This is a genomic window from Methylobacterium sp. NEAU K, assembly GCF_030700285.1.
GTDB lineage: Bacteria > Pseudomonadota > Alphaproteobacteria > Rhizobiales > Beijerinckiaceae > Methylobacterium.
In genome coordinates this window covers 43,915-64,435 of the sequence record NZ_JAUYZJ010000024.1, presented here as the reverse complement: position 1 = coordinate 64,435, position 20,521 = coordinate 43,915, and the positions used below count along the sequence as shown (strand labels likewise).

The following is a 20,521-nucleotide window of genomic DNA, read 5'->3' as shown; positions in this document are numbered from 1 at the left end:
CGTATTGGATTTTGGCGCAGCCTAGCAGGATCGCTTGAACGATAAAGCCGGACGCGCTTACACCCGTCGTGCATCGATGCACAGCGGGTTTGCGATCATGGGAGTGCGGGGATGGGCAGGGCGGCGCGCAACTGGGATGACCTGCGCTTCTTCCTCGCGGTGGCGCGCACCGGCACCTTGAGCGCCGCCGCCTCCCGCACCGGCACCGAGCACACCACTGTCGGGCGTCGGATCCGCGCGCTCGAGGAGGGGCTCGGCGCCCGCCTGTTCCACCGGAGCAACCTCGGCTACGCGCTGACCGAGGACGGGGCCAACCTGCTCAGCGTGGCCGAGGCTATGGAGAGCGCGTTCCTCTCGGCCAGCGCCGCCACCGAGGCGGGCGCCCAGGGGGTGTCCGGCACGGTACGGATCGGTGCGCCCGACGGGTTCGGCAGCGTGTTCCTGGCCTCGCGGATGCACCGGCTGACCGAGCGCCATCCGGGGCTGGAGGTCGAGATCATGGCCACCGCCCGGATCTTCAGCCTGTCGAAGCGCGAGGCCGACATCGTCATCGGCCTGTCCGGCCCGCAGCAGGCCCGGGTGGTCGCGCGCCGGCTCACCGACTACCGGCTGTTCGTTTACGGGGCCGAAACCTACCTCGCCGCGGCGACGCCGATCGCCGACCTATCGGATCTGCCGGCGCATCCCTTCGTCGGCTACATCGAGGACATGCTGTTCGCCCGCGAGCTGAACTATCTCGGCGCCCTGGGCCCGGCGGTCTCCTCCCGGCTGCGCTCGACCAACCTCCTCGCCCAGGTCCACGCGACGCTGGGGGGCGCCGGCCTGTGCATCCTGCCGGCCTTCATCGCGGCGGCCCATCCCGGTCTGGTGCCGGTGCTGCCCGGGGCGATCTCGCTGACGCGCTCGTTCCACATGCACATCCACGAGGACCACAGGAAGGCCGCCCATATCCGCGCGGTGGCCAGCTTCATCGTCGGGGAGGTGGAGACGGCGGGCGCGCTGTTCGCCGGGCCGTCCGTGTCAGCGGCGGCGGTTTCGCGGCACGGCGCGGCGCCGTAAGATCGGTCCGGTTCCGGAACGCCAGGATGGGCACCGGGTGGAGGATACAGACATGGTCGCCTCGATCGCCCTGCCGCGGCTGATGCGCATCGGCGCAGGTGCCTCGCGGCTCCTGCCGGAGGTGCTCGGCCAGCTCGGCCTCTCGCGCCCCTTCGTGGTCACCGACCCCTATCTCGCCGGCAGCGGCCGGACCGAGACCCTGCTCGAACGCCTGACCCGCGCGGGCGCCCAGGCGACGATCTTCTCCGAGACCGTGCCCGACCCGACCGTGGCCTCCGTGGAGGCGGCCCTGGCGGCGCTCAAGGCGGGGGATTTCGACTGCGTGGTCGGTTTCGGCGGCGGCAGCCCGATGGATACCGCCAAGGCGGTGGCCGTCCTGGCCCGCCACGGCGGCCACATGCGCGACTACAAGGCGCCCCGCCAGCAGGACGAGCCAGGCCTGCCGATCGTGGCGATCCCCACCACGGCGGGCACCGGCTCGGAGGCGACCCGCTTCACCATCGTCACCGACGAGACCTCCGACGAGAAGATGCTCTGCATCGGACTGGCCTACCTGCCGGTGGCGGCCCTGGTCGATTACGAGCTGACCCTGACGAAGCCCAAGCGGCTCACCGCCGATACCGGCATCGACGCGCTGACCCACGCCATCGAAGCCTACGTGTCCCGGAAATCCAACGTGTTCTCGGACGGGCTCGCGCTCCAGGCGATGCGCCTGATCGCTCCGAACCTGCGCCGGGTCTGGACCGATCCCGGGGACCGGGCGGCCCGCGAAGCGATGATGCTCGGCGCCACCCAGGCCGGCATCGCGTTCTCGAACGCCTCGGTGGCGCTCGTGCACGGCATGAGCCGGCCGATCGGCGCGCATTTCCACGTGGCGCACGGACTCTCGAACGCGATGCTGCTGCCGGTGGTCACCGCCTACTCGGCCCCCGCCGCGGTGGCGCGCTACGCCGCCTGCGCCCGCGCCATGGGGATCGCCGGTGCCGGGCCCGACGACCGGGCCGCGGTCACGGCCCTGGTGGCGGAGCTCGAAGCCCTCAACGACGATCTGGACGTTCCGGGCCCCCGCGAATACGGGATCGACCCGGCCCGCTGGGACGCGCTGATCCCCACCATGGCGGCCCAGGCCCTGGCCTCGGGCTCCCCCGCCAACAACCCGATGGAGCCGAGCGCCGACGAGATCGCGGCGCTCTACCGGCGGGTCTGGGCGAGCTGAGCCGGGCTCGCCCGCCCTTCTCTGCGGGCTGCCGGGTTCACGGATCGTCCCTGGCTAGTAGGGAAGCCCGGTCCGGAAATGACCCGCGCCCTCCCTCCCCCTTTCGGCGACCAAGAGGGGGAAGGAGCTTGGCGCGCGGTCGGGAAAAGCTACTTCGCCGCCGCCGTCAGCGGACAACCGCTCTCGGCCGGCGTGGCGTAGGCTTCCTTGCCGGGGATGGTCGCCAGTTGCCGATAGAGGTCCCACGGGCCCTTCGATTCGGCCGGCTTCTTCACCTCGAACAGGTACATGTCGTGCACCATGCGGCCGTTCGGCTGCACCGTGCCGCCATGGGCGAACACGTCGTCCACCGGCAGCGCCTTGAGCTTGGTGTTGACCGCCTCGGTCTCGTCGGTGCCGGCGGCCTTGACGGCCTTGAGGTAGGACAGCACCGCCGAGTAGGTGCCGGCCTGGATCATGTTCGGCATCCGGCCGGTGCGCTTCATGTAGCGCTGCCCGAAAGCGCGGGTCTCGTCGTTGGCATCCCAGTACCAGCCCTCCGTAAGGGTCAGTCCCTGCGCGACCTTGAGGCCGAGCCCGTGCACCTCCGAGAGGGTGAACAGCAGGGCCGCGAGCTTCTGGCCGCCCTCGACGATGCCGTATTCGGCCGCCTGCTTGATCGAGTTCGAGGTGTCGAGGCCGGCATTGGCGAGCCCGATCACCTTCGCCTTCGAGCCCTGCGCCTGGAGCAGGAACGAGGAGAAGTCCTGGTTCGACAGCGGATGGCGCACGCTGCCCACGACCTTGCCGCCGTTGGCTGTCACGACCCGGCTGGTGTCGGCCTCCAGCGCCGATCCGAACGCGTAGTCGGCAGTGAGGAAGAACCACGTGTCGCCGCCGGCCCGGGTCAGCGCGCCGCCGGTGCCGACCGCCAGCGCCCGCGTGTCGTAGGCCCAGTGGTAGCCGTAGGGCGTGCAGGCCTTGCCGGTGAGGTCGCTGGAGGCCGCCCCGGTGGTGATGGTGATCTTCTTCTTCTCTCGGGACAGGCCCTGGACGGCGAGGGCCACCGAGGAGGTGGTCAGCTCCATGATCGCGTCGACGCCGTCGCGGTCGTACCATTGCCGGGCGATCGCCGAGGCGATGTCGGGCTTGTTCTGGTGGTCTGCCGAGAGGATCTCGATCGGCATGCCCGCGACCGTGCCGCCGAAATCCTCAACCGCCATCCGGGCGGCCTCTACCGAGCCCTGGCCGCCGAACTCCGCGTAGAGCCCGGACTGGTCGTTGAGCACGCCGATGCGCACCGCGTTGCCCGAGAAGGCGCCGGCCGCCCCAGACTGGGCGGCCGCCGGCCCGGAACCGAGCGCCGCCGCCGCAACGGCCGTCGCAAGAACCGCGCCGCCAAATGTCCTGATCATGTCTCCCCCTGGATGATCCGAGCGTCCGCTTCTGAGGCGGATCGGGGAACACACTATTGCACGGGTGAAGACAGCACCACGGTCGAGGCCGGCAAGTCCCTGAAAGATCGCGCGGGTTGTGACCTGCGCCGGGAGACCGCCCCGTTTCCGGACCGGGGAGCCGCGGTCGGGTTATAATACCTTAACCATAATTACACGAATGGCCGCGCAGGGTTTGGTCATGGACGGCAATTCGGCCGTCTTCGGCGCGTGGCGATGCGATGAAACCAGCCCGTCTCGCCGTCCTCGGCATCGCCCTCGCGGCGGGCAGCGGGGCGGCGTTCCTGATGAGCGGCGGCGATCCGCCCCCGCCGCCCCCGGCACCGAAGGTCGAGCTGCCGCCGGCCCCTCCGATGACGGAGGTGCTCGTGGCCGCCGCCGACATGCCGATGGGCCAGGTGCTACGGGCCGCGGACCTGCGCTGGCAGCCCTGGCCGGACGGCGCCATGACGGCGGGCTACATCAGCCGCAAGGACAACCCGAAGGCCCTCGACGAGACCGTGGGCGCCTCCGTGCGCTCGGGCTTCCTGGCGGGCGAGCCGATTCGCGCACAGAAGCTGGTGCGTCCGGAGAGTGGGTTCATGGCGGCGATCCTGCCGTCCGGGATGCGCGCGGTCGCCATCACCACCGACAGCCGCGGCACCAACTCGGCCGGCGGCTTCATCCTGCCCAACGACCGCGTCGACGTGATCCGCACCTTCCGGGACGACGCCAGCTCGCGCGCGAACAACGGCGAGGTCCAGCTCTCCCAGACCATCCTGACGGACATCCGCGTCCTGGCGATCGGCCCGCTGATCCAGGAGAAGAACGGCACCAACGTCGTCACCGGCGATACCGCGACGCTCGCCGTCACGCCCGCCCAGGCGGAGACCCTCACGCTGGCCCAGAAGGTCGGCTCCCTCTCGCTCGCGCTGCGCAGCCTCGCGGATGCGGGGCGGCCGCCCGAGACGCAGCAGGCTGATTCATCGATGGCGCAGATGCCCGAACCCGCCTTGACCGTCGTGCGCTTCGGCGTCGCGCGGCAGCAGACGCCGTGAAGCCCATGACCGCCCAGCCGACCCTCTCCCGCGTGGTCCGCCGCCCGGCGCGCGCCCTCGCCCTGCTCGCCCTGGTGAACGGGCCGACCCTCGCGCAGGAGCGCCCGTCGCTGGGCCCCGCGCCGGTGCTCGCCGTGGGCTCCGCGGAATCCGCCTCGACCCGACGGGTGGAGCTGACCGCCGGCCGCTCCGTGATCGTCGACCTCCCCCGCGACGCCAAGGAGGTGTTCGTCGCCAACCCGGCGGTCGCCAACGCGGTGGTGCGCTCGACCCGGAAGGTGTTCGTGATCGGCATGGCCGACGGCGCGACCTCCATCTTCATCATGGATGCCGAGGGCCGCCAGATCGCCGCCCTCGACGTGACCGTGGCCCGCGACCTCAACCTCGGGACCCTGCGCGAGCTGCTCGGCCAGAGCATCCCGGGCGGGCGATTCGACGTGCGCTCCTCGGGCGCCTCGGTGCTGCTCTCGGGCTCGGTCAATTCGTCCTCGGACGCCCAGCAGGCGATCGACATCGCCAACGCCTTCGTGGGGCTGGGCAGCGCCGGCGCCGCCTCGGGGGCTCCGAGCGGCGGCGTCTCGGCCGGGGCGCGGGGCGCGGTGATCAACAACCTCACGATCCGCAACAAGGATCAGGTGATGCTACGCGTCACCGTGGTCGAGGTGTCCCGCAACGTCCTGAAGCAGTTCGGGATCAACATGACCGGCAATTGGTCGGCGCTGAATCCGGTGGGAACACTCGGTCAGCAGCTCGTCAATGCCGGAACCGCCTCGGCGACGCTGGTGCCCGCCATGGTGCCGAACGTGCTGACCAACACCCTGCCTTTCCCGATCACCGGCGGCAGCACCCCTAGCGGCAACCAGATCCAGGCGTCGGTGCAGGCAGGAGGCTTCTCCCTGCAGGCGACCCTGAAGGCCTTCGAGCAGGCGGGCGTCTCACGCATCCTGGCCGAGCCGACGCTGACCGCGATCTCCGGCGAGGCCGCGAAGTTCCTGGCGGGCGGCGAGTTCCCGGTTCCCTCCTCGGCCGCCTGCGCGGTCGGCGGCGTGTGCACGCCCGGAATCACCTTCAAGCCCTACGGCGTCGCCCTGTCCTTCACCCCCGTGGTGCTGGCCGACAACCGGATCTCGATCCGCGTGGCGACCGACGTGACCGAGATCGATCCGCAGCAGAGCTTCAACTACACAGTCGGCAATTCGACGGTGGCGGTGCCCGGTACCCGGGTGCGCCGCTCCGAGACCACCGTCGAGCTGCCCTCGGGCGGCGTGATGATGACCGCCGGCCTGATCCAGCAGGTGAACAAGCAGGCGATCTCCGGCCTGCCCGGCCTGATCAACCTGCCGATCCTCGGCGCGCTGTTCCGGTCCCGGGACTACCAGCGCCAGGAGACCGAGCTGATGATCATGTGCACCCCCTACATCGCCCGGGCGATGGAGCCCAGGCAGGTGGCCCGGCCCGACGACAACTTCGTCGACGCCACAGACGGGCAGGCCGTGCTGCTCGGACAGATCAACCGCCTCTACGGCAAGGTCGGCGCGGCCCCGCTCGGGCGCACGTATCGCGGCCGCGTCGGCTTCATCGTCGAGTAGTGGCCCCGCCACGGCGTCCCGCCCTCAGGATCGGATCCATGACCGGACCTAACCCGCCCGCCCCGCCCCGCCGCACCGCCGCGCAGTCCCGGCCACGCGCCGGCAGCCGCAGGGGCTGCCGCTTGGGCGGCCTCCTGGCTGCCTGCACGCTCGGCGCGCTCGCGGCCGGGTGCAAGGGCGAGCCCGCCACCACCGGGGCGATCGACATCTCGGATTACCGCACGCGGCACCCGATCGTGCTGGCCGACGGCACCCGCAGCCTCGACGTTTTCGCCACCGGTCCCGGACATCTCGACCCGCGCCAAGCCGCCGATATCGACGCCTTCATGCTGGAATATCGCCGCTACGGCCGCGGCGGCATCCTCATGGAGGTGCCCCGGGGCCTGCCGCCGGCCCAGGCGGCCTCCATCGAGCGCACGGCCGCCGGCTTGAGCCGGCGCAGCACCGAGGACGGTGTCGGCGCCCGCGAGATCGCCGTGACCGCCTACCCGGTCGCAGCGCCCGGCCTGGCCGCGCCGATCCGGCTGAGCTTCCAGCGCATGCAGGCCAAGGTGGCCGACCAATGCGGGCTCTGGCCCCAGGATCTCGGGACCAGCAGCTTCCTGTACGATTACAGCAACCGGCCGAGCTGGAATCTCGGCTGCGCCACGCAGGCGACGCTGGCCGCCCAGGTCGCGGATCCGGTCGATCTTGTGCGCGGCCGCCCCGAGGGCCGAATCGATACCGTGAAGCGGGTCCGGGACATCGGTCAATTGCGGGACGGCAAGGATCCGTCAACCACATGGCGTCAAGATGGTCAGACCGCCGTCAAGTCCCAGGTGAGCAACTAAGACTCTCGGCACTGCGGAAGGTCGGCGGCCAGACCTGACGCCGGCCCTTCTTGGCTCCACCTCGAACGCCGCGACCCGAACACGAACCCGAAAGTGCCGTCATGGCGGACCTGTCCGAGACATCTGAGCGCACGATCGCCCCGGTGCCCCGGATCACGATCCAGGCCTTTTGCGAGACCAGCGAGACCGCCGCGATGATCGAGGGCGCCGCCCTCGACCGGCGCATGCAGAAGGCACAGGTCAAGGTCCGGATGGGGGGCGGCGCCGCCGCGATCGAGGCCTATCGCCACGCGCCAACGCCCAACGTCATCGTCATCGAGACGCAGGGCGTGCGCTCGAAGCCGGTCGAGTGCCTCGATGCCCTGGCGGAGGTCTGCGACGAAGGCACCCGCGTCCTGGTTATCGGCCACCTCAACGACGTGATGCTCTACCGCCAGTTGATCCAGCGCGGGGTGTCCGACTACCTGATCGCGCCGGTCGAGCCGCTGACCCTGATCGCGGCGATCTCAGACCTGTTCACGGCGCCCGGCGTCAAGCCGGTGGGCCGCACGGTAGCGGTCTACGGCGTCAAGGGCGGCATCGGCGCCTCGACGGTGGCGCACAATTTCGCGTGGTCGATCGCCCGGAGCCAGGGCGTCCAGACGGTGATCGCCGATCTCGACATCGCCTTCGGCACGGCCTCGCTCAACTTCAACCAGGATCCGCCGCAGGGCATCGCCGAGGCGGTCTTCGCCCCCGAGCGCCTGGATTCGGCGCTGGTCGAGCGGCTCCTGTCGAAATGCAGCGACAACCTCAGCCTGCTCTCGGCCCCCGCGAGCCTCGACCGGACCATCGACCTGTCGGAGCCGGCCTTCGACGCCCTGATCGAATACCTGCGCGCGAGCGTGCCCTGCGTGGTCCTCGACATTCCGCACCAATGGAGCGCGTGGTCGAAACGCGTCCTCACGGCGGCGGACGAGATCCTGATCGTCGCGGGCCCCGACCTCGCCTGCCTGCGCAACGCCAAGAACCTGATCGGGGCACTCAAGCACGGGCGCCCGAACGACCAGCCGCCCCGGGTCCTACTCAACGGCGTCGGCATGCCCAAGCGGCCCGAGATCGGCACGGCCGAATTCGCCAAGGCCCTGGAGGCGCCGATCGCCACCACGATCCCGTTCGAGCCGGCGCTGTTCGGCACCGCCGCCAACAACGGCCAGATGATCGCCGAGATCCAGGCCGGATCGAAGGTGGCGGAGCTGTTCAACGACCTCGCGGCGGCCACCCTCGGGCGCCCGGAAACCCGGCGCGGCCGGGCGAGCCTGCTGGAGCCGCTGCTCGCCAAGCTCGCCGGCCGCAAGGCCTCGTGATGCGGCGCGGCACCTTCGCCGGAACGATTCCTCAGGGAAGCGCCGAGGATCTGGCCCATGTTCGGTAGGAGACAGACCGGCGCCGCCCCGACGGCCCCAGCGCCGGTCCCGCAGCCGCGGGCCGCGATGCCGGCCGCGCCCGCCCCGCGCGACGCTTCGCCGCCGGCCAAGCGCCCGGGGCCGGTCGTCCCGGCGGTCGTCGAGAACATCCGGTCCGAAGACTATTACCGCACCAAGAGCCTGATCTTCGGCGCGCTGATCGAGGCGATCGACCTCACGCAGCTCTCGCGCCTCGACGCCGAGACCGCCCGCGAAGAGATCCGCGACATCGTCACGGAGATCATCGGGCTCAAGAACATCGTCCTGTCGATCGCCGAGCAGGAGGAACTGCTCGACGACATCTGCAACGACGTGCTGGGCTACGGCCCGCTGGAACCGCTGCTCGCCCGCGACGACATCGCCGACATCATGGTCAACGGCGCCAACCGGACCTTCATCGAGGTCGACGGCAAGATCCAGCTGACCAACGTCCGCTTCCGCGACAACCAGCAGCTGATGAACATCTGCCAGCGCATCGTCAGCCAGGTCGGGCGGCGCGTGGACGACGCCTCGCCGATCTGCGACGCGCGCCTGCCGGACGGCTCGCGCGTGAACGTGATCGCGCCGCCGCTCGCCATCGACGGCCCGGCGCTGACGATCCGCAAGTTCAAGAAGGACAAGCTCACCCTCGAACAGCTCGTACGCTTCGGGGCGATCTCCCCGGAGGGCGCGGAGGTGCTGAAGATCATAGGCCGGTCGCGCTGCAACGTCGTCATCTCGGGCGGCACGGGCTCGGGCAAGACCACCCTGCTGAACTGCCTCACAGCCTTCATCGAGCATGACGAGCGGGTCATCACCTGCGAGGACGCGGCCGAGCTGCAGCTCCAGCAGCCGCACGTCGTCCGCCTGGAGACGCGGCCGCCGAACATGGAGGGCCAGGGCCAGGTCACCATGCGCGACCTCGTCAAGAACTGCCTGCGCATGCGGCCCGAGCGGATCATCGTCGGCGAGGTGCGCGGACCCGAGGCCTTCGACCTGCTCCAGGCGATGAACACCGGCCACGACGGCTCGATGGGCACGCTCCACGCCAACAGCCCCCGCGAGTGCCTGTCGCGCATCGAATCCATGATCTCGATGGGCGGCTTCACGCTGCCCTCGAAGACCCTGCGCGAGATGATCTGCGGCTCGATCGACGTGGTGATCCAGGCGATGCGCCTGCGCGACGGCTCCCGGCGGATCACCCACATCACCGAGGTGCTGGGCATGGAGGGCGAGGTCATCACCACGCAGGACATCTTCCTCTACGACGTCATCGGCGAGGACGCGAACGGGAAGCTGATCGGGCGCCACCGCTCGACCGGCGTCGGCCGGCCGAAATTCTGGGAGCGGGCCCGCTATTACGGCCTGGATCGCCGGCTCGGCGAGGCGCTCGACGCCGCCGAAATCGTCGGCGGAGCGTGAGCACATGCCGGATCTCGCCGCGCCCGTCTCGACCGCTTCCCACCTGCCCGTCGCTGCGGGCCTGATCGGCATCGCGGTGGCCGCGGTGGCCTACGTGGCGGTCCTGCCCCTGCTCGACGGCGAGCGGAGGGCGAACCGGCGCCTGAAGTCGATCGGCGTCTCGGCCTCCGGGGCGGCGATACGGGGCGTCGCGGTCAACCGGCGCGAGCAGGTCGCCAAGACTTTGGGCGAGATCGAGGCGAAGGCGAAGAACGCCAGCAAGGCCACGGTGGAGTTGAAGCTCGCCCGCGCCGGCCTCGGCTGGACGAAGCAGACCTACTACGCGGTCTCCGCCGGCTGCGGCGTCGTCCTCGGCCTCCTGCTCTTCCTCATCACCGACAGTCCGATCGCCGCGGCGGGGGCCGCCTTCGCGGGCGGCTTCGGCCTGCCGGCCGCGATGCTGCGCCACCTGCGGCTCCGGCGCATCGCCAAGTTCAACAAGGAGCTGCCCAACGCGGTCGACGTAGTGGTGCGCGGCATCCGCACAGGTATCCCGGTCGGCGACTGCTTCCGCATGGTCTCGCGCGAGGCGGAGGAGCCGGTGCGCAGCGAGTTCAAGACGGTGGTGGAGACCCAGGCCCTGGGCCTCTCGCTGGGCGAGGCGGTCTCGCGCCTGTTCGAGCGGGTACCGACCGCCGAGGTGAACTTCTTCGCGATCGTGATCAACATCCAGCAGCAATCGGGTGGCAACCTGTCCGAGGCGCTGAACAACCTCTCCGTCGTGTTGCGCGAGCGCGCCAAGATGCGCGGGAAGGTCCAGGCGATGAGCATGGAGGCCAAGGCCTCCGCGGGCATCATCGCCTGCCTGCCCTTCGCGGTGGCCGGCATCACGACGGTGACCAGCCCGGACTACATCTCGCTGCTCTGGACCACGGATATCGGCAAGATCGCCCTGGTGGGGGCGGCCATCTGGATGTCGCTCGGCGTCCTGACCATCAAGAAGATGATCGCCTTCGAGTTCTGAGGCCTGTCCCGAGTCCTGCCGGATCCCGTTCCATGATCGACGCCATCGCGGAGAAGCTGTTCGATCCCCGCTTCATGGGTACGCTGCTGACCGCCATCGCGGCGGCCGCGACCGCCTTCGCGGTGGCGCAGCCCTTCTTCGAAACGGACAAGCTCAGCAAGCGCATGAAGCTCGTCAGCGACGAGCGCGAACTCATCCGGCGGCGCGAGCGCCACGTGGACCCGGCCAAGGACCGGGCGGCGCTGCGCGTGGCGCCGAAGGCCTACATGAAGTCCATCGTCGACCGGTACCAGTTGCGCCGGTGGCTCGGCACCGACACGGCCAAGCGCAAGCTGATGATGGCGGGCTACCGTGGACAGGGGGCGGAGACCGCGTTCCTGTTCTTCCGCCTCATCGTCCCGGTGGCGTCCGTGATCGCGGCGGTGTTCTACCTGTTCGTGCTGGAGGCGCTCGACGCCTCCTATCTGGTGCGGATCGGACTGGTGATCGGGGCGGCCTATGCGGGCATCAAGGCGCCCGAGCTGTTCCTGCTCAACACCGCCAAGAAGCGCCAGACCGAGATCCGGCGGGCGTGGCCGGATGCCCTCGACCTGACACTGATCTGCGTCGAGTCGGGCATGGCGATCGAGAATGCCTTCCGAAAGGTGAGCACCGAGATCGCCACCTCCTCGGTGGTGCTGGCCGAGGAACTCGCCCTGATGACCGCCGAGATGGCGTTCCTGCCCGACCGGCGGCAGGCCTACGAGAACCTCGCCCTGCGCACGGGTCTGGAGCCGGTGAAATCCGTGGCCACCGCGCTGATCCAGGCCGACCGCTACGGCACGCCAGTGGGCCAGGCGCTTCGGGTGCTGAGCCAGGAGAGCCGCGACCAGCGCATGAACGAGGCAGAGAAGAAGGCGGCCGGGCTGCCGCCCAAGCTGACCGTGCCGATGATCCTGTTCTTCCTGCCGGTGCTGTTCGTCGTCATCATCACCCCGGCCGTCATCCAGATCATGCGGACGCAGTGACGGCCGGATTGGGCGGTCTCGGCGCAGACGCTCAGCGGATGCGGCCGGGGCGAGTCGGCTCGAACACGATCCGGCGGTGAAAGGCGCACCAGCTCTTCCCGTCGGAGACCGGCGCGCCGCAGCAGATCGCGCGGTCGTTCGGCTCGCCGATGATGTACTTGCAGACGAAGGCCCCCGACTGCGCGAAAGGCACGCGCAGCTCAGCCGAAGGCTCCTGGACGGTCTCGGCATCGCCGATCTGGGACATGCGGACGAGTTGATTCATGGCGTTGATCGGCTCAATAGGCATCCTGCACGGTCGGCATGGACGCCCGGGCAGAGAGGGAGGGTGAACGCCCGCCCCTCAGGCGGCGGCCCCGTCTCGCGTCTCTCGGACTCTCGTCTCTCGGAGCGGCATCCGGGGCGACCAGCCCGATGCCGGCCTCGACGGCTGGCACGGTTGGCGTCATCATGGTGTCGTAACTGGGGTTAGAGCGGTTGAAAACAAGACCAGCGTGCATTCCCTGCATCGGAGCACGGTGCAGGATGCGTAGCTTACCACAGTGTTGCCGCGGCACTACGGACCATAACGGGGCCTGACGAATCCGTCCGACCGCCTGGCCGGAGCCTCGGCCCGGACGTGCAACCCGCTCCAGGCTGTGGTTTGGTGCGGGCTCTCGCCAACAGAGCCGGATCCCGGACCATGGCCAACGCGCCCCTCGTGACACCCGAATGGCTGCACGACCGTCTCGATGCTCCCGACATCGTGGTGCTCGACGCCTCCTGGTACCTGCCGGCCGCCGGCCGCGACGCCGCGGCCGAGTTCCGGGCCGCGCACATCCCCGGCGCGCTGCGCTTCGATCTCGACGCCATGAGCGACACCGAGTCGAGCCTGCCGCACATGCTGCCGCGCTCCGACGTGTTCGCCTCGCGGATGCGCGCGCTGGGTATCGGCGACGGCATGCAGATCGTGGTCTACGACGGCCAGGGCCTGTTCTCGGCCCCGCGGGTCTGGTGGATGCTCAAGACCTTCGGGGTGCGCGACGCGCTGGTGCTGGACGGCGGCCTACCCGCCTGGATCGCCGCCGGCTACGCCACCGAGGAGGGCGACCCGCGCCCGCGTGAGCGGCGCCACTTCACCGCCCGCCTCGACCACGGCGCGATTGCGGATGCGGACGACGTCGCCCGGGCCCTGGAGACCGGCTCGGCCCAGGTGGTCGATGCGCGCTCTCCGACTCGCTTCCGCGGCGAGGAGCCTGAGCCGCGTCCCGGCGTGCGGCCGGGGCACATGCCCGGAGCCCACAACCTCCACTACGCGGCCCTTCAGCGGGACGGTCGCCTGAAGAACCCGGCTGAGTTGGAGAGCCTGTTCGCGGAGAGCGGCATCGATCCCGACAGGCCGATCGTGACCACCTGCGGCTCGGGCGTGACCGCGGCCATCATCGCGCTGGCGCTGGAGACCATGGGCCGGCCGGCCCGCAGCCTCTACGACGGCTCCTGGTCGGAATGGGGCGCCGACCCCGCGCGGCCGGTCGCCACCGGCGCGTGAGCGGATATCGCAGGCGCAACCTGTGGTTTTACGCAGACCACCCGCGCCCCGATACCCTTCTCGAACGGACGAAGCCTCGGCGGGGCCGCCGGACGGGCAGGCCTCAGGCCGTCCGCATGGCCCGGCGCTTGTCGGCGGCGCTCCACTGCATCAGACCGACCATGACGGCGATGGTAGCGAGGTAGACGAGCCCCTGCAGGGCGGTGGGCCGGTCGGTGTAGCCCACGAGGGCGTGGAGCACCCGGCCCGGCCAGGAATTCTCGGGGATCACGCCCGAGCTGTTCCAGAGCGTGTGGCCGAGCACGTCCACGATTCCGGCATTGGCCAGGAACTGGGCGGCCTGCGCGGCCAGCCCGGCGGCCAGGAAGATGATCAGCGCGCTCGTGATCGAGAACACGTAGCGGCTCGGAATCGAGGCGAGGCCGAAATAGGTCACCGCGGAGAGCAGCACGCCCGCCCCGATCCCCGCGAAGGCGCCGAACTGGATATCCGCGCCCGAGGTGCCGGAGGCCACGAGGCCGTACAGGAACAGCACCAGCTCCGCACCCTCGCGCAGGATCGCGGCACCGACGACGATCGAGAGCGCCGCCGCCTCGCGCTCGCCCGAGCGCACCGCCGCGCCGGCCGCACGCAATTCGCCCGCGAGTTCCTTCCCGTGCTTGCTCATCCAGGTGTTGTGCCAGACGAGGAGAAGGACCGCGACGATGAGCACCGCGGCGTTCAGGATGTCCTGCCCGTTGCCCTCGAAGGCGTCGGAGATCTTTTCCGCGAACAGGGCCACCAGGCTGGCACCGGCCAGCCCGCCCGCGACGCCGAGCAGGACCCAGCGCATCCGCCCCGGGATGCCGCGGGTGGCCGCCAGCACGATCGAGATGATGAGGCCCGCCTCGATGACTTCGCGGAAGGCGATGACGAAGGCGCCGATCATGGCGTTCTCCTCAGTTGCGCGCGGACCGCGCTACCAGATCCAGAACAGGAGCACCCAGTTGGCGACCGAGAGGGCCACCGCGCAGGCGATGCAGGCCGTGGCCCCCGCCCGCCGGAGGCCGCGCGCGCCGAGGCCGGCGACGCGCCAAGCGAGCCACACGCTCCACAGACTCGCCCCGGCCAGCAGGGCCGCGCGGATCTCCGAGACGTACGGGATGATGATGCCGTCGCCGCGCAGGAACGTGACGGTCAGCGCCGAGAGTCCAAGAAACACGCCGCACCCCGCCACCGGGATCAGCGTCTGCGTCAGATGGTGGAAGCGGCGGCGCGACCAGCTTCCGGCGGCCAGCGTCGCGAGCGCCACGATCCCCGACAGGACGAACCCGAGGAGGACCGTCGCGGCACCGATGTAGGCCAGGAGCAGCGTGCCGTCGAGGAGCGTCATCACGTCGCTGTGGTCGGGGTAGTTCGTCAGCACGAACCACGGCGCGGAGGTCTCCAGCGGCCACGTCACCCCGTGCTCGATCAGCCAGGTGGCGGCCCATTGCTTGGCATCGACGTACCAGGGGCTCGACGACCATTGGAAGGCACCCACCGCCAGGGCCAGCATGCCGAACAGGATCAGCGCGGTCTGGTCGAGGCTCGGCTCGTCGCCGGCCACGTGCACGATCTCGTGATTGGGCGAGCGCAGGGCGAGGCGTACCGCGCCGCGATGGCCGCTGCAGCGCCCGCACATGTGGCAGGCGCCCGCGCCGCGCATGGTCTTCACCGGTACGAGGGGGGCGCAGTTGAAGTGCTCGGTGCCCCGCGTGGGCCGTGGCGAGGCGGCCCAGCCGGCACGGTCGACCTGGAAGCTCACCGGGGCGAGCTTCGAGAGGACCGCGAAGACGCCGTTGACCGGGCAGAGATAACGGCACCAGACCCGCTTGTTGCGCCCGTAGAGCAGGCCGACGGCGATCGCCGCGACCGTCGAGCCGCCCAGCACGGCGAGCACCGGCTTCGGGTAGCCGTAGACGCTGGTCATCTGCCCGTAGACCGTGGTGCCGGCAAACGCCACGAACGGCCAGCCCTGCCAGGTGATCCAGCGCGGCACCGCGTAGCCGCGGCTCCAGCGGCTCGCGAATTCGCTGAGCGCCCCCTCGGGGCAGAGAATCCCGCACCAGGCCCGGCCGACCAGCACCATGCTCACGAGCACGAACGGCCACCAGATACCCCAGAACGCGAACTGGGCGGCCAATGTCAGGTTGTTCCAGATATGGGCGGCGTTGTCCGGGAGCGGCAGCAGCGCCGGCACGATCACCAGAACCGCGTAGACGGCGACGATCACCCACTGCACCGCGCGGATCATCCAGCCGTGCCGGCGCAGCCAGTCCCCGAAGCGGGCGAGGCGCGTGTCCAGTATGTCCCGGCGGGAGGGGACGCTGGCGAGGGAGAGGGCGGGGGCGGCCACCGTCATGACGCGCTCATTTGGCCACCAGGGTGGCCTTCGCCTCGGGATGGAAGTCGTCGAACACCTGGTAGGTGCCCGGATCGAGGGTGCGGAACACGATCGCCGAGGTCGCGCCCGCGGCGAGCGATTTCTCGCGCTTGAGTTCCACGCTCTCGAACTCGGCCGGGGACTGGCCGGTATTCGAGATCTCCAGCTTGAACCGGGTGTTGGCCGGCACCTCGATGGTCGCCGGGAGGATGACCCCGTCCCGAATCTCGACCTTGATCACCGGCATGTCGTCCGCACGGGCGGACGACGCCGTGCAGGACGCGGCGAGGAGCGCGGCGGCGGCGAGGCGGGCGGAACGCGACGATCGTGACACGGATATCCCCTAGGCTCGGTGGTCAGTAGGCGCCCTTCTTGCCGACGCCCGCGAAGGTGAAATCCTGGGTCACGTCGAAGGGCTCGAACCACGGGCCGACGCCCGTCTCCTTGTCGACGTGGCGGCCGAAATGGCTGTCCTTGCCGGGCGGCGCAACCATCACCTTGAGGCGGTAGCGGCCGGGACCGAACAGCTTGACGTTGTCGCCGTAATGCGGTCCGTCGTTGGCCACCATCGGCATCAGCATCCCCGACACCTTCTGATCCGTAGGCTTGTCGCCGTCGAGCTTCACCGCCTCGAATCGGACATCGAGCGCCGGCACCCAGTCGCCCTCCGCGAAGCCGTTGCGGTTGTCCTTGGCTGCGCGGATATCCGTCTCGAGATGCAGGTCCGACTGCGCGGCGGCCCGCATCATGCCGGGCGGATCCATCTCGATCGGCTGGAGATAGACGGCGGCGACCTCCAGGCCGTTCTGCGTCACGTGCGGGCCGATCGGCACCTCCTTGGCCGCGGCGGCATTCGCAGCCCCGAGAAGGGCAGCCGCGGCTAGGCAGCGGAGAAGCGGAAAGGTGGTCTGAGCGCGCATGATTCCGCACATAAACCTCTCCGCGCGAAGTTCAAAGAGGCCATCGGACGATAGTCAAATCATAATAATTCTAATCTGCGCCCATTACGGCGACGATGAGTGATAGTTCTTCGCCTTTATTTGAGATCTTCGCAGTCCGGCATAGGTGCAACGACGATCTTCTCACTGCTGTGGCCGTGTGGATCTTGACCAACTACGGAATGTCGGGATCGTCACGTCGCTGCCATCCATGGATCCGACAATGCGGCGCAGCACGTAAAATCCGGTGCGGCCCGTGTTCGAAGCCCCGCATGCGGCTTGTGTGACCGAAGATGCCGTTATAGCAAGTGCTATATTTTGCCGCGAGTTCCATGACGACCCGCTCCGTATCCTTGATCCGCGCCGCGGCCCTCGTGCTGATCGTGCCCGTCCCGGCAGGGGCGGCCGACCTCGCTGCGCAGCGGCCTGCGGCGGAGAGTCCCGCCTACACCGACTGGTCGGGCGGCTATGTCGGCCTCCAGGGCAGCGCGGGCGGATCCTACGGCGCCTACAATTTCGGGCCGACCATGATCGGCGCCCGCTCGATCCCGGCCTTCAGGAGCGGCGACTCCACAGGCCGCAGCGATCAGGGGCGGAACGCCACCACGGCGGTCGGCGGCGTCTTCGGCGGCTGGAACTGGCAGGCTGGCCCGTGGGTCTACGGCGTCGAGGCCAGCCTCGACGCGGCGAACCTGAAGCGGCCGGTCCCGTCGACCATCGCGGGCTTCGGCTACGTGGATGCCGACCCGGTCTTCAACCTCGTCCGCGCCAAGACGGACCTGTACGGCACGCTGCGGGCCCGGCTCGGCTATAGCTTCGACCGGTATCTGATCTACGGCACCTTCGGGCTCGCGGGCGCCGACGCGCGCTTCCTGGCGACCTATCCGGATCTCGACGCGGGCGGGCAGAACACGGCGCGGCGCGAACTCGGCTATCTCGGCTTCACCCTCGGCGCGGGCGTGCAATACGCGATCACCGACAGCCTCGCGCTGGGGATCGACTATCGCTACCTCGATCTCGGCGGCAGCCGGCGCTTCCCGCTGGGCACCGTACCGGGAGACGCTGGCGGCCCGGTCACGACCCGGGCGAGCTTCACGTCGAACCAGCTGTTCGCGCGGCTGATGTGGTTCCCGGGCGACCTGACTGTGCCGCCCGACCCGTACGAGGCAGCCCCCCACGATCCCGACAACGGCGATACCGGGCGATTCTCGCTGCACGGGCAGACGACCCTGATCGCCCAGGGCGTGCCGGGCTTCCGCTCACCCTACGCGGGCGCGCAGAGCCTGCTCCCGTACCAGGCCCGGCAGACCACGACGGCCACGATCTTCCTCGGATTCAAGCTCACCGACAGCACCGAGCTGTACTACAACCCCGAGTTCAGCCAGGGCTTCGGCCTGTCGCGCACGCTGGGCGTCGCCGGCTTCGTCAACGGCGAGGCGCAGAAAGCGGGCGCCTCGTTCCCGAAGCTGCGCTCGAACCGCTACTACGTGAAGCAGACGATCAATCTCGGCGGCGAGACCGTCGAGGTACCGGACGGGCCGAACCAGGTGGCCACCCGCTATGCCGCGGAACGGATCACGCTGATCGCCGGCAAGTTCGCACTCGGCGATTTCTTCGACGGCAACATCTACGCGCACGACCCGCGGGTCGACTTCTTCAACTGGTCGCTCTGGGGCTCCTCGGCCTGGGACTTCCCGGCCAACCTCCCGGGCTTCACGCAGGGTGTCTATGCCGAGTACAACCGGCCGGACTTCGCGATCCGCGCCGCCTACACGCAGGTCCCCAAGGAGCCGTCGAGCGACGTGCTCGACCCGCGGGTGTTCCGGCGCGCGGGGCTGAACGCCGAGTTCGAGCAACGCTACATCCTGCCGGGCCTCGACCAGCCGGGCAAGCTGCGCTTCGGGCTGTTCTCGAATGTCGGCGTCTCGGCCAGCAACCGCGAGGTCGTCACGCTCACGCAGTTCGGCTTGTTCGGCGACGTCAACGACGCGGCCGCGGCGACCCGGCGCCCCCGCCGCAAGACCGGCGGCTACATCAACCTGGAGCAGGGTCTGACGCCCGAACTCGGGCTGTTCGCCCGGGCCAGCCTGAACGACGGCCGCACGGAGAACATCTCCTTCACCGACATCGACCAGAGCTTCTCCGGGGGCCTGTCCCTGAAGGGCAAGGCCTGGGACCGCCCGGACGACACGATCGGCGTCGGCGCGGCGATGAACGGGCTCTCGCCCTCACATCGCGCCGCCTTCGCGGCAGGCTTCTACGGCCTGCTGATCGGGGACGGGCGGCTCAACTACGGCACCGAGCGCGCGCTGGAGACCTATTACGCCCTGAACCTCACGAAATTCCTGACCTTGACCTTCGACTACCAGTTCCTGAGCAACCCCGGCTACAACCGCGACCGCGGGCCGGCCCACTTCTTCGCGTCGCGGCTCCACGCGGATTTCTGATCGGACGCGGCTACTCCGCCGCTTCGATCGCCGTCTGCCCGAAGATCGCCTCGAACGCGGCGCGCAGCTGCATGTCGACCTCCGCCATGCTGACCGGCAGGCCGAGATCGACGAGGCTCGTCACCCCATGTTGGCGCACGCCGCAGGGGACGATTCCGGAGAAGTGCGACAGGTCCGGCTCGACGTTCAGGCTGATGCCGTGGAAGCTGACCCAGCGGCGCACCCGGATGCCGATGGCCGCGATCTTGTCCTCGACGCCTTCGCCCTTCTCGGGGCGGCGCACCCAGACGCCGACCCGGTCCTCGCGGCGCTCGGCGCGGACGTTGAAGGCGGCGAGCGTCCCGATCAGCCACGCCTCCAGGCTCGCCACATAGGCGCGCAGGTCACGGCTGCGCCGGTCGAGATCGAGCATCACGTAGGCGACCCGCTGGCCGGGCCCGTGATAGGTATACTGGCCGCCCCGGCCCGTGGCGTGGACCGGGAAGCGGTCCGGCGCCACGAGATCCTCCGGCCGCGCGGACGTCCCCGCCGTGTAGAGCGCCGGATGCTCCAGCAGCCAGACGCATTCGGGGGCTGCCCCCCGGGCGATCCGCTCCGCGCGCGCCTCCATCCAGGCGACCGCCTCCGCGTAGCCCACGGGCGTGTCGCTCACGCGCCAGGAAACCGGGCCCGCGACCGGATCGGAGCCGGGGCGCTTCGGGAAGGCGTGCGGCGAGACCGTGAGACGGGGCGCGTTTACCAAGGCTTCACCATCCTGCGTCGATGGTCGAAGCCTTCAACATCCGCGGCCGGCGGTTGCAAGGCTTCGGCCGCGAGACGGGATGGGCAGGCAGTGGCGGTCTTCGAGACCCTGAAGGTCGATCTGACGGTCGTGCTCGGCCGAGCGCGGATGCCGCTGCACATGCTGCTCCGCATGGGCCGCGGCGCCGTGATCGAGCTGGAGGCCAGCGACAGCGACATGGTCGAGATCCTGGCCAACGACCATCCGATCGCCCGCGGGCAGATCGTGGTGACGGGCGACCGCATCTCCGTCGAGGTGACGGAGCTGATCCGCAAGGCGGTGGCGATCGTCGAGCCGGGCACAACCATCGGCGACAGCGCGGCGCCGTTTCTGGACGGCGGCTACGACGCCGTGTGAGCGGGACGCTTGTCGGCGGCGGAACGATCTGTTATCCGCTGCGCCG

Annotated in this window: 19 protein-coding genes; 12 read left to right on the top strand and 7 right to left on the bottom strand. The window is 69.7% G+C overall.

The features are described from left to right. Positions 1-111 precede the first annotated feature (111 nt). Together Q8W67_RS18705 and Q8W67_RS18700 are read left to right on the top strand one after the other, a co-directional pair. Entirely contained in the window at positions 112-1,059 is a 948-nt protein-coding gene (locus Q8W67_RS18705) for a LysR family transcriptional regulator (RefSeq protein ID WP_305548415.1), read from the top strand. Between the two features lie 52 nt (positions 1,060-1,111). Beyond that, positions 1,112-2,275 carry an iron-containing alcohol dehydrogenase gene (locus tag Q8W67_RS18700; protein ID WP_305548413.1) on the top strand — a complete coding sequence of 388 codons (1,164 nt, stop codon included), beginning with the start codon at positions 1,112-1,114 and terminating at the stop codon, positions 2,273-2,275. A 149-nt stretch (positions 2,276-2,424) separates the two neighbouring features. Here Q8W67_RS18700 and Q8W67_RS18695 read toward each other — a convergent pair whose 3' ends face one another. Further along, entirely contained in the window at positions 2,425-3,669 is a 1,245-nt protein-coding gene (locus Q8W67_RS18695; protein ID WP_305548410.1) for an ABC transporter substrate-binding protein, read from the bottom strand. 260 nt (positions 3,670-3,929) lie between these two features. Here Q8W67_RS18695 and cpaB point away from each other — a divergent pair, with 260 nt between their 5' ends. The 7 genes from cpaB to Q8W67_RS18660 all read left to right on the top strand — a co-directional run bounded on the left by cpaB (position 3,930) and on the right by Q8W67_RS18660 (position 12,020). Beyond that, positions 3,930-4,745 carry a Flp pilus assembly protein CpaB gene (gene cpaB / locus Q8W67_RS18690; protein ID WP_305548408.1) on the top strand — a complete coding sequence of 272 codons (816 nt, stop codon included), beginning with the start codon at positions 3,930-3,932 and terminating at the stop codon, positions 4,743-4,745. A 5-nt stretch (positions 4,746-4,750) separates the two neighbouring features. Next, complete coding sequence (locus tag Q8W67_RS18685) at positions 4,751-6,334, top strand: type II and III secretion system protein family protein (protein ID WP_305548493.1); 1,584 nt, start codon at positions 4,751-4,753, stop codon at positions 6,332-6,334. A gap of 38 nt (positions 6,335-6,372) precedes the next feature. Next, entirely contained in the window at positions 6,373-7,164 is a 792-nt protein-coding gene (locus tag Q8W67_RS18680) for a CpaD family pilus assembly protein (protein WP_305548406.1), read from the top strand. A 101-nt stretch (positions 7,165-7,265) separates the two neighbouring features. Further along, positions 7,266-8,510: an AAA family ATPase gene (locus Q8W67_RS18675; RefSeq protein ID WP_305548404.1), complete on the top strand. Its 1,245-nt coding sequence runs from the start codon at positions 7,266-7,268 to the stop codon at positions 8,508-8,510. 57 nt (positions 8,511-8,567) lie between these two features. Next, on the top strand, positions 8,568-10,010 hold the full coding sequence (locus Q8W67_RS18670) for a CpaF family protein (protein ID WP_305548402.1): 1,443 nt from the start codon (positions 8,568-8,570) through the stop codon (positions 10,008-10,010). Between the two features lie 4 nt (positions 10,011-10,014). Then, positions 10,015-11,013 (top strand): type II secretion system F family protein, encoded by a 999-nt coding sequence (locus Q8W67_RS18665; RefSeq protein ID WP_305548400.1) that lies wholly within the window; start codon positions 10,015-10,017, stop codon positions 11,011-11,013. A 32-nt stretch (positions 11,014-11,045) separates the two neighbouring features. Further along, entirely contained in the window at positions 11,046-12,020 is a 975-nt protein-coding gene (locus Q8W67_RS18660) for a type II secretion system F family protein (RefSeq protein ID WP_305548398.1), read from the top strand. A gap of 31 nt (positions 12,021-12,051) precedes the next feature. Here Q8W67_RS18660 and Q8W67_RS18655 read toward each other — a convergent pair whose 3' ends face one another. Further along, positions 12,052-12,285 carry a GcrA family cell cycle regulator gene (locus Q8W67_RS18655; protein WP_305548396.1) on the bottom strand — a complete coding sequence of 78 codons (234 nt, stop codon included), beginning with the start codon at positions 12,283-12,285 and terminating at the stop codon, positions 12,052-12,054. Positions 12,286-12,702: 417 nt separating this feature from the next. Here Q8W67_RS18655 and sseA point away from each other — a divergent pair, with 417 nt between their 5' ends. After that, the gene (gene sseA, locus Q8W67_RS18650; RefSeq protein WP_305548394.1) at positions 12,703-13,548 is read left to right on the top strand and encodes a 3-mercaptopyruvate sulfurtransferase; all 846 of its coding nucleotides are present in this window, start codon (positions 12,703-12,705) and stop codon (positions 13,546-13,548) included. 103 nt (positions 13,549-13,651) lie between these two features. Here the strand turns inward: sseA and Q8W67_RS18645 are convergent, their stop codons facing one another. Genes Q8W67_RS18645 through Q8W67_RS18630 form a run of 4 tightly spaced genes read right to left on the bottom strand, consistent with a single transcriptional unit; the run spans position 13,652 to position 16,872 of the window. Then, entirely contained in the window at positions 13,652-14,476 is an 825-nt protein-coding gene (locus Q8W67_RS18645; RefSeq protein ID WP_305548392.1) for an FTR1 family protein, read from the bottom strand. A 30-nt stretch (positions 14,477-14,506) separates the two neighbouring features. Beyond that, positions 14,507-15,931, bottom strand: coding sequence for a 4Fe-4S binding protein (locus Q8W67_RS18640; protein WP_370693903.1), 1,425 nt, complete (start codon positions 15,929-15,931; stop codon positions 14,507-14,509). A gap of 7 nt (positions 15,932-15,938) precedes the next feature. Further along, complete coding sequence (locus Q8W67_RS18635) at positions 15,939-16,286, bottom strand: cupredoxin domain-containing protein (protein ID WP_305548390.1); 348 nt, start codon at positions 16,284-16,286, stop codon at positions 15,939-15,941. Positions 16,287-16,308: 22 nt separating this feature from the next. After that, positions 16,309-16,872 (bottom strand): iron transporter, encoded by a 564-nt coding sequence (locus Q8W67_RS18630; RefSeq protein ID WP_305548388.1) that lies wholly within the window; start codon positions 16,870-16,872, stop codon positions 16,309-16,311. 350 nt (positions 16,873-17,222) lie between these two features. On the opposite strand from Q8W67_RS18630, the gene Q8W67_RS18625 reads away from it, so the two are divergent. Beyond that, positions 17,223-19,337 carry a carbohydrate porin gene (locus Q8W67_RS18625; RefSeq protein ID WP_305548385.1) on the top strand — a complete coding sequence of 705 codons (2,115 nt, stop codon included), beginning with the start codon at positions 17,223-17,225 and terminating at the stop codon, positions 19,335-19,337. A 10-nt stretch (positions 19,338-19,347) separates the two neighbouring features. Here the strand turns inward: Q8W67_RS18625 and lipB are convergent, their stop codons facing one another. Beyond that, positions 19,348-20,079, bottom strand: coding sequence for a lipoyl(octanoyl) transferase LipB (gene lipB / locus Q8W67_RS18620; protein WP_305548381.1), 732 nt, complete (start codon positions 20,077-20,079; stop codon positions 19,348-19,350). 90 nt (positions 20,080-20,169) lie between these two features. Here lipB and Q8W67_RS18615 point away from each other — a divergent pair, with 90 nt between their 5' ends. Next, positions 20,170-20,475, top strand: coding sequence for a FliM/FliN family flagellar motor switch protein (locus tag Q8W67_RS18615; protein ID WP_305548379.1), 306 nt, complete (start codon positions 20,170-20,172; stop codon positions 20,473-20,475). The last annotated feature ends 46 nt before the right edge of the window (positions 20,476-20,521 follow it).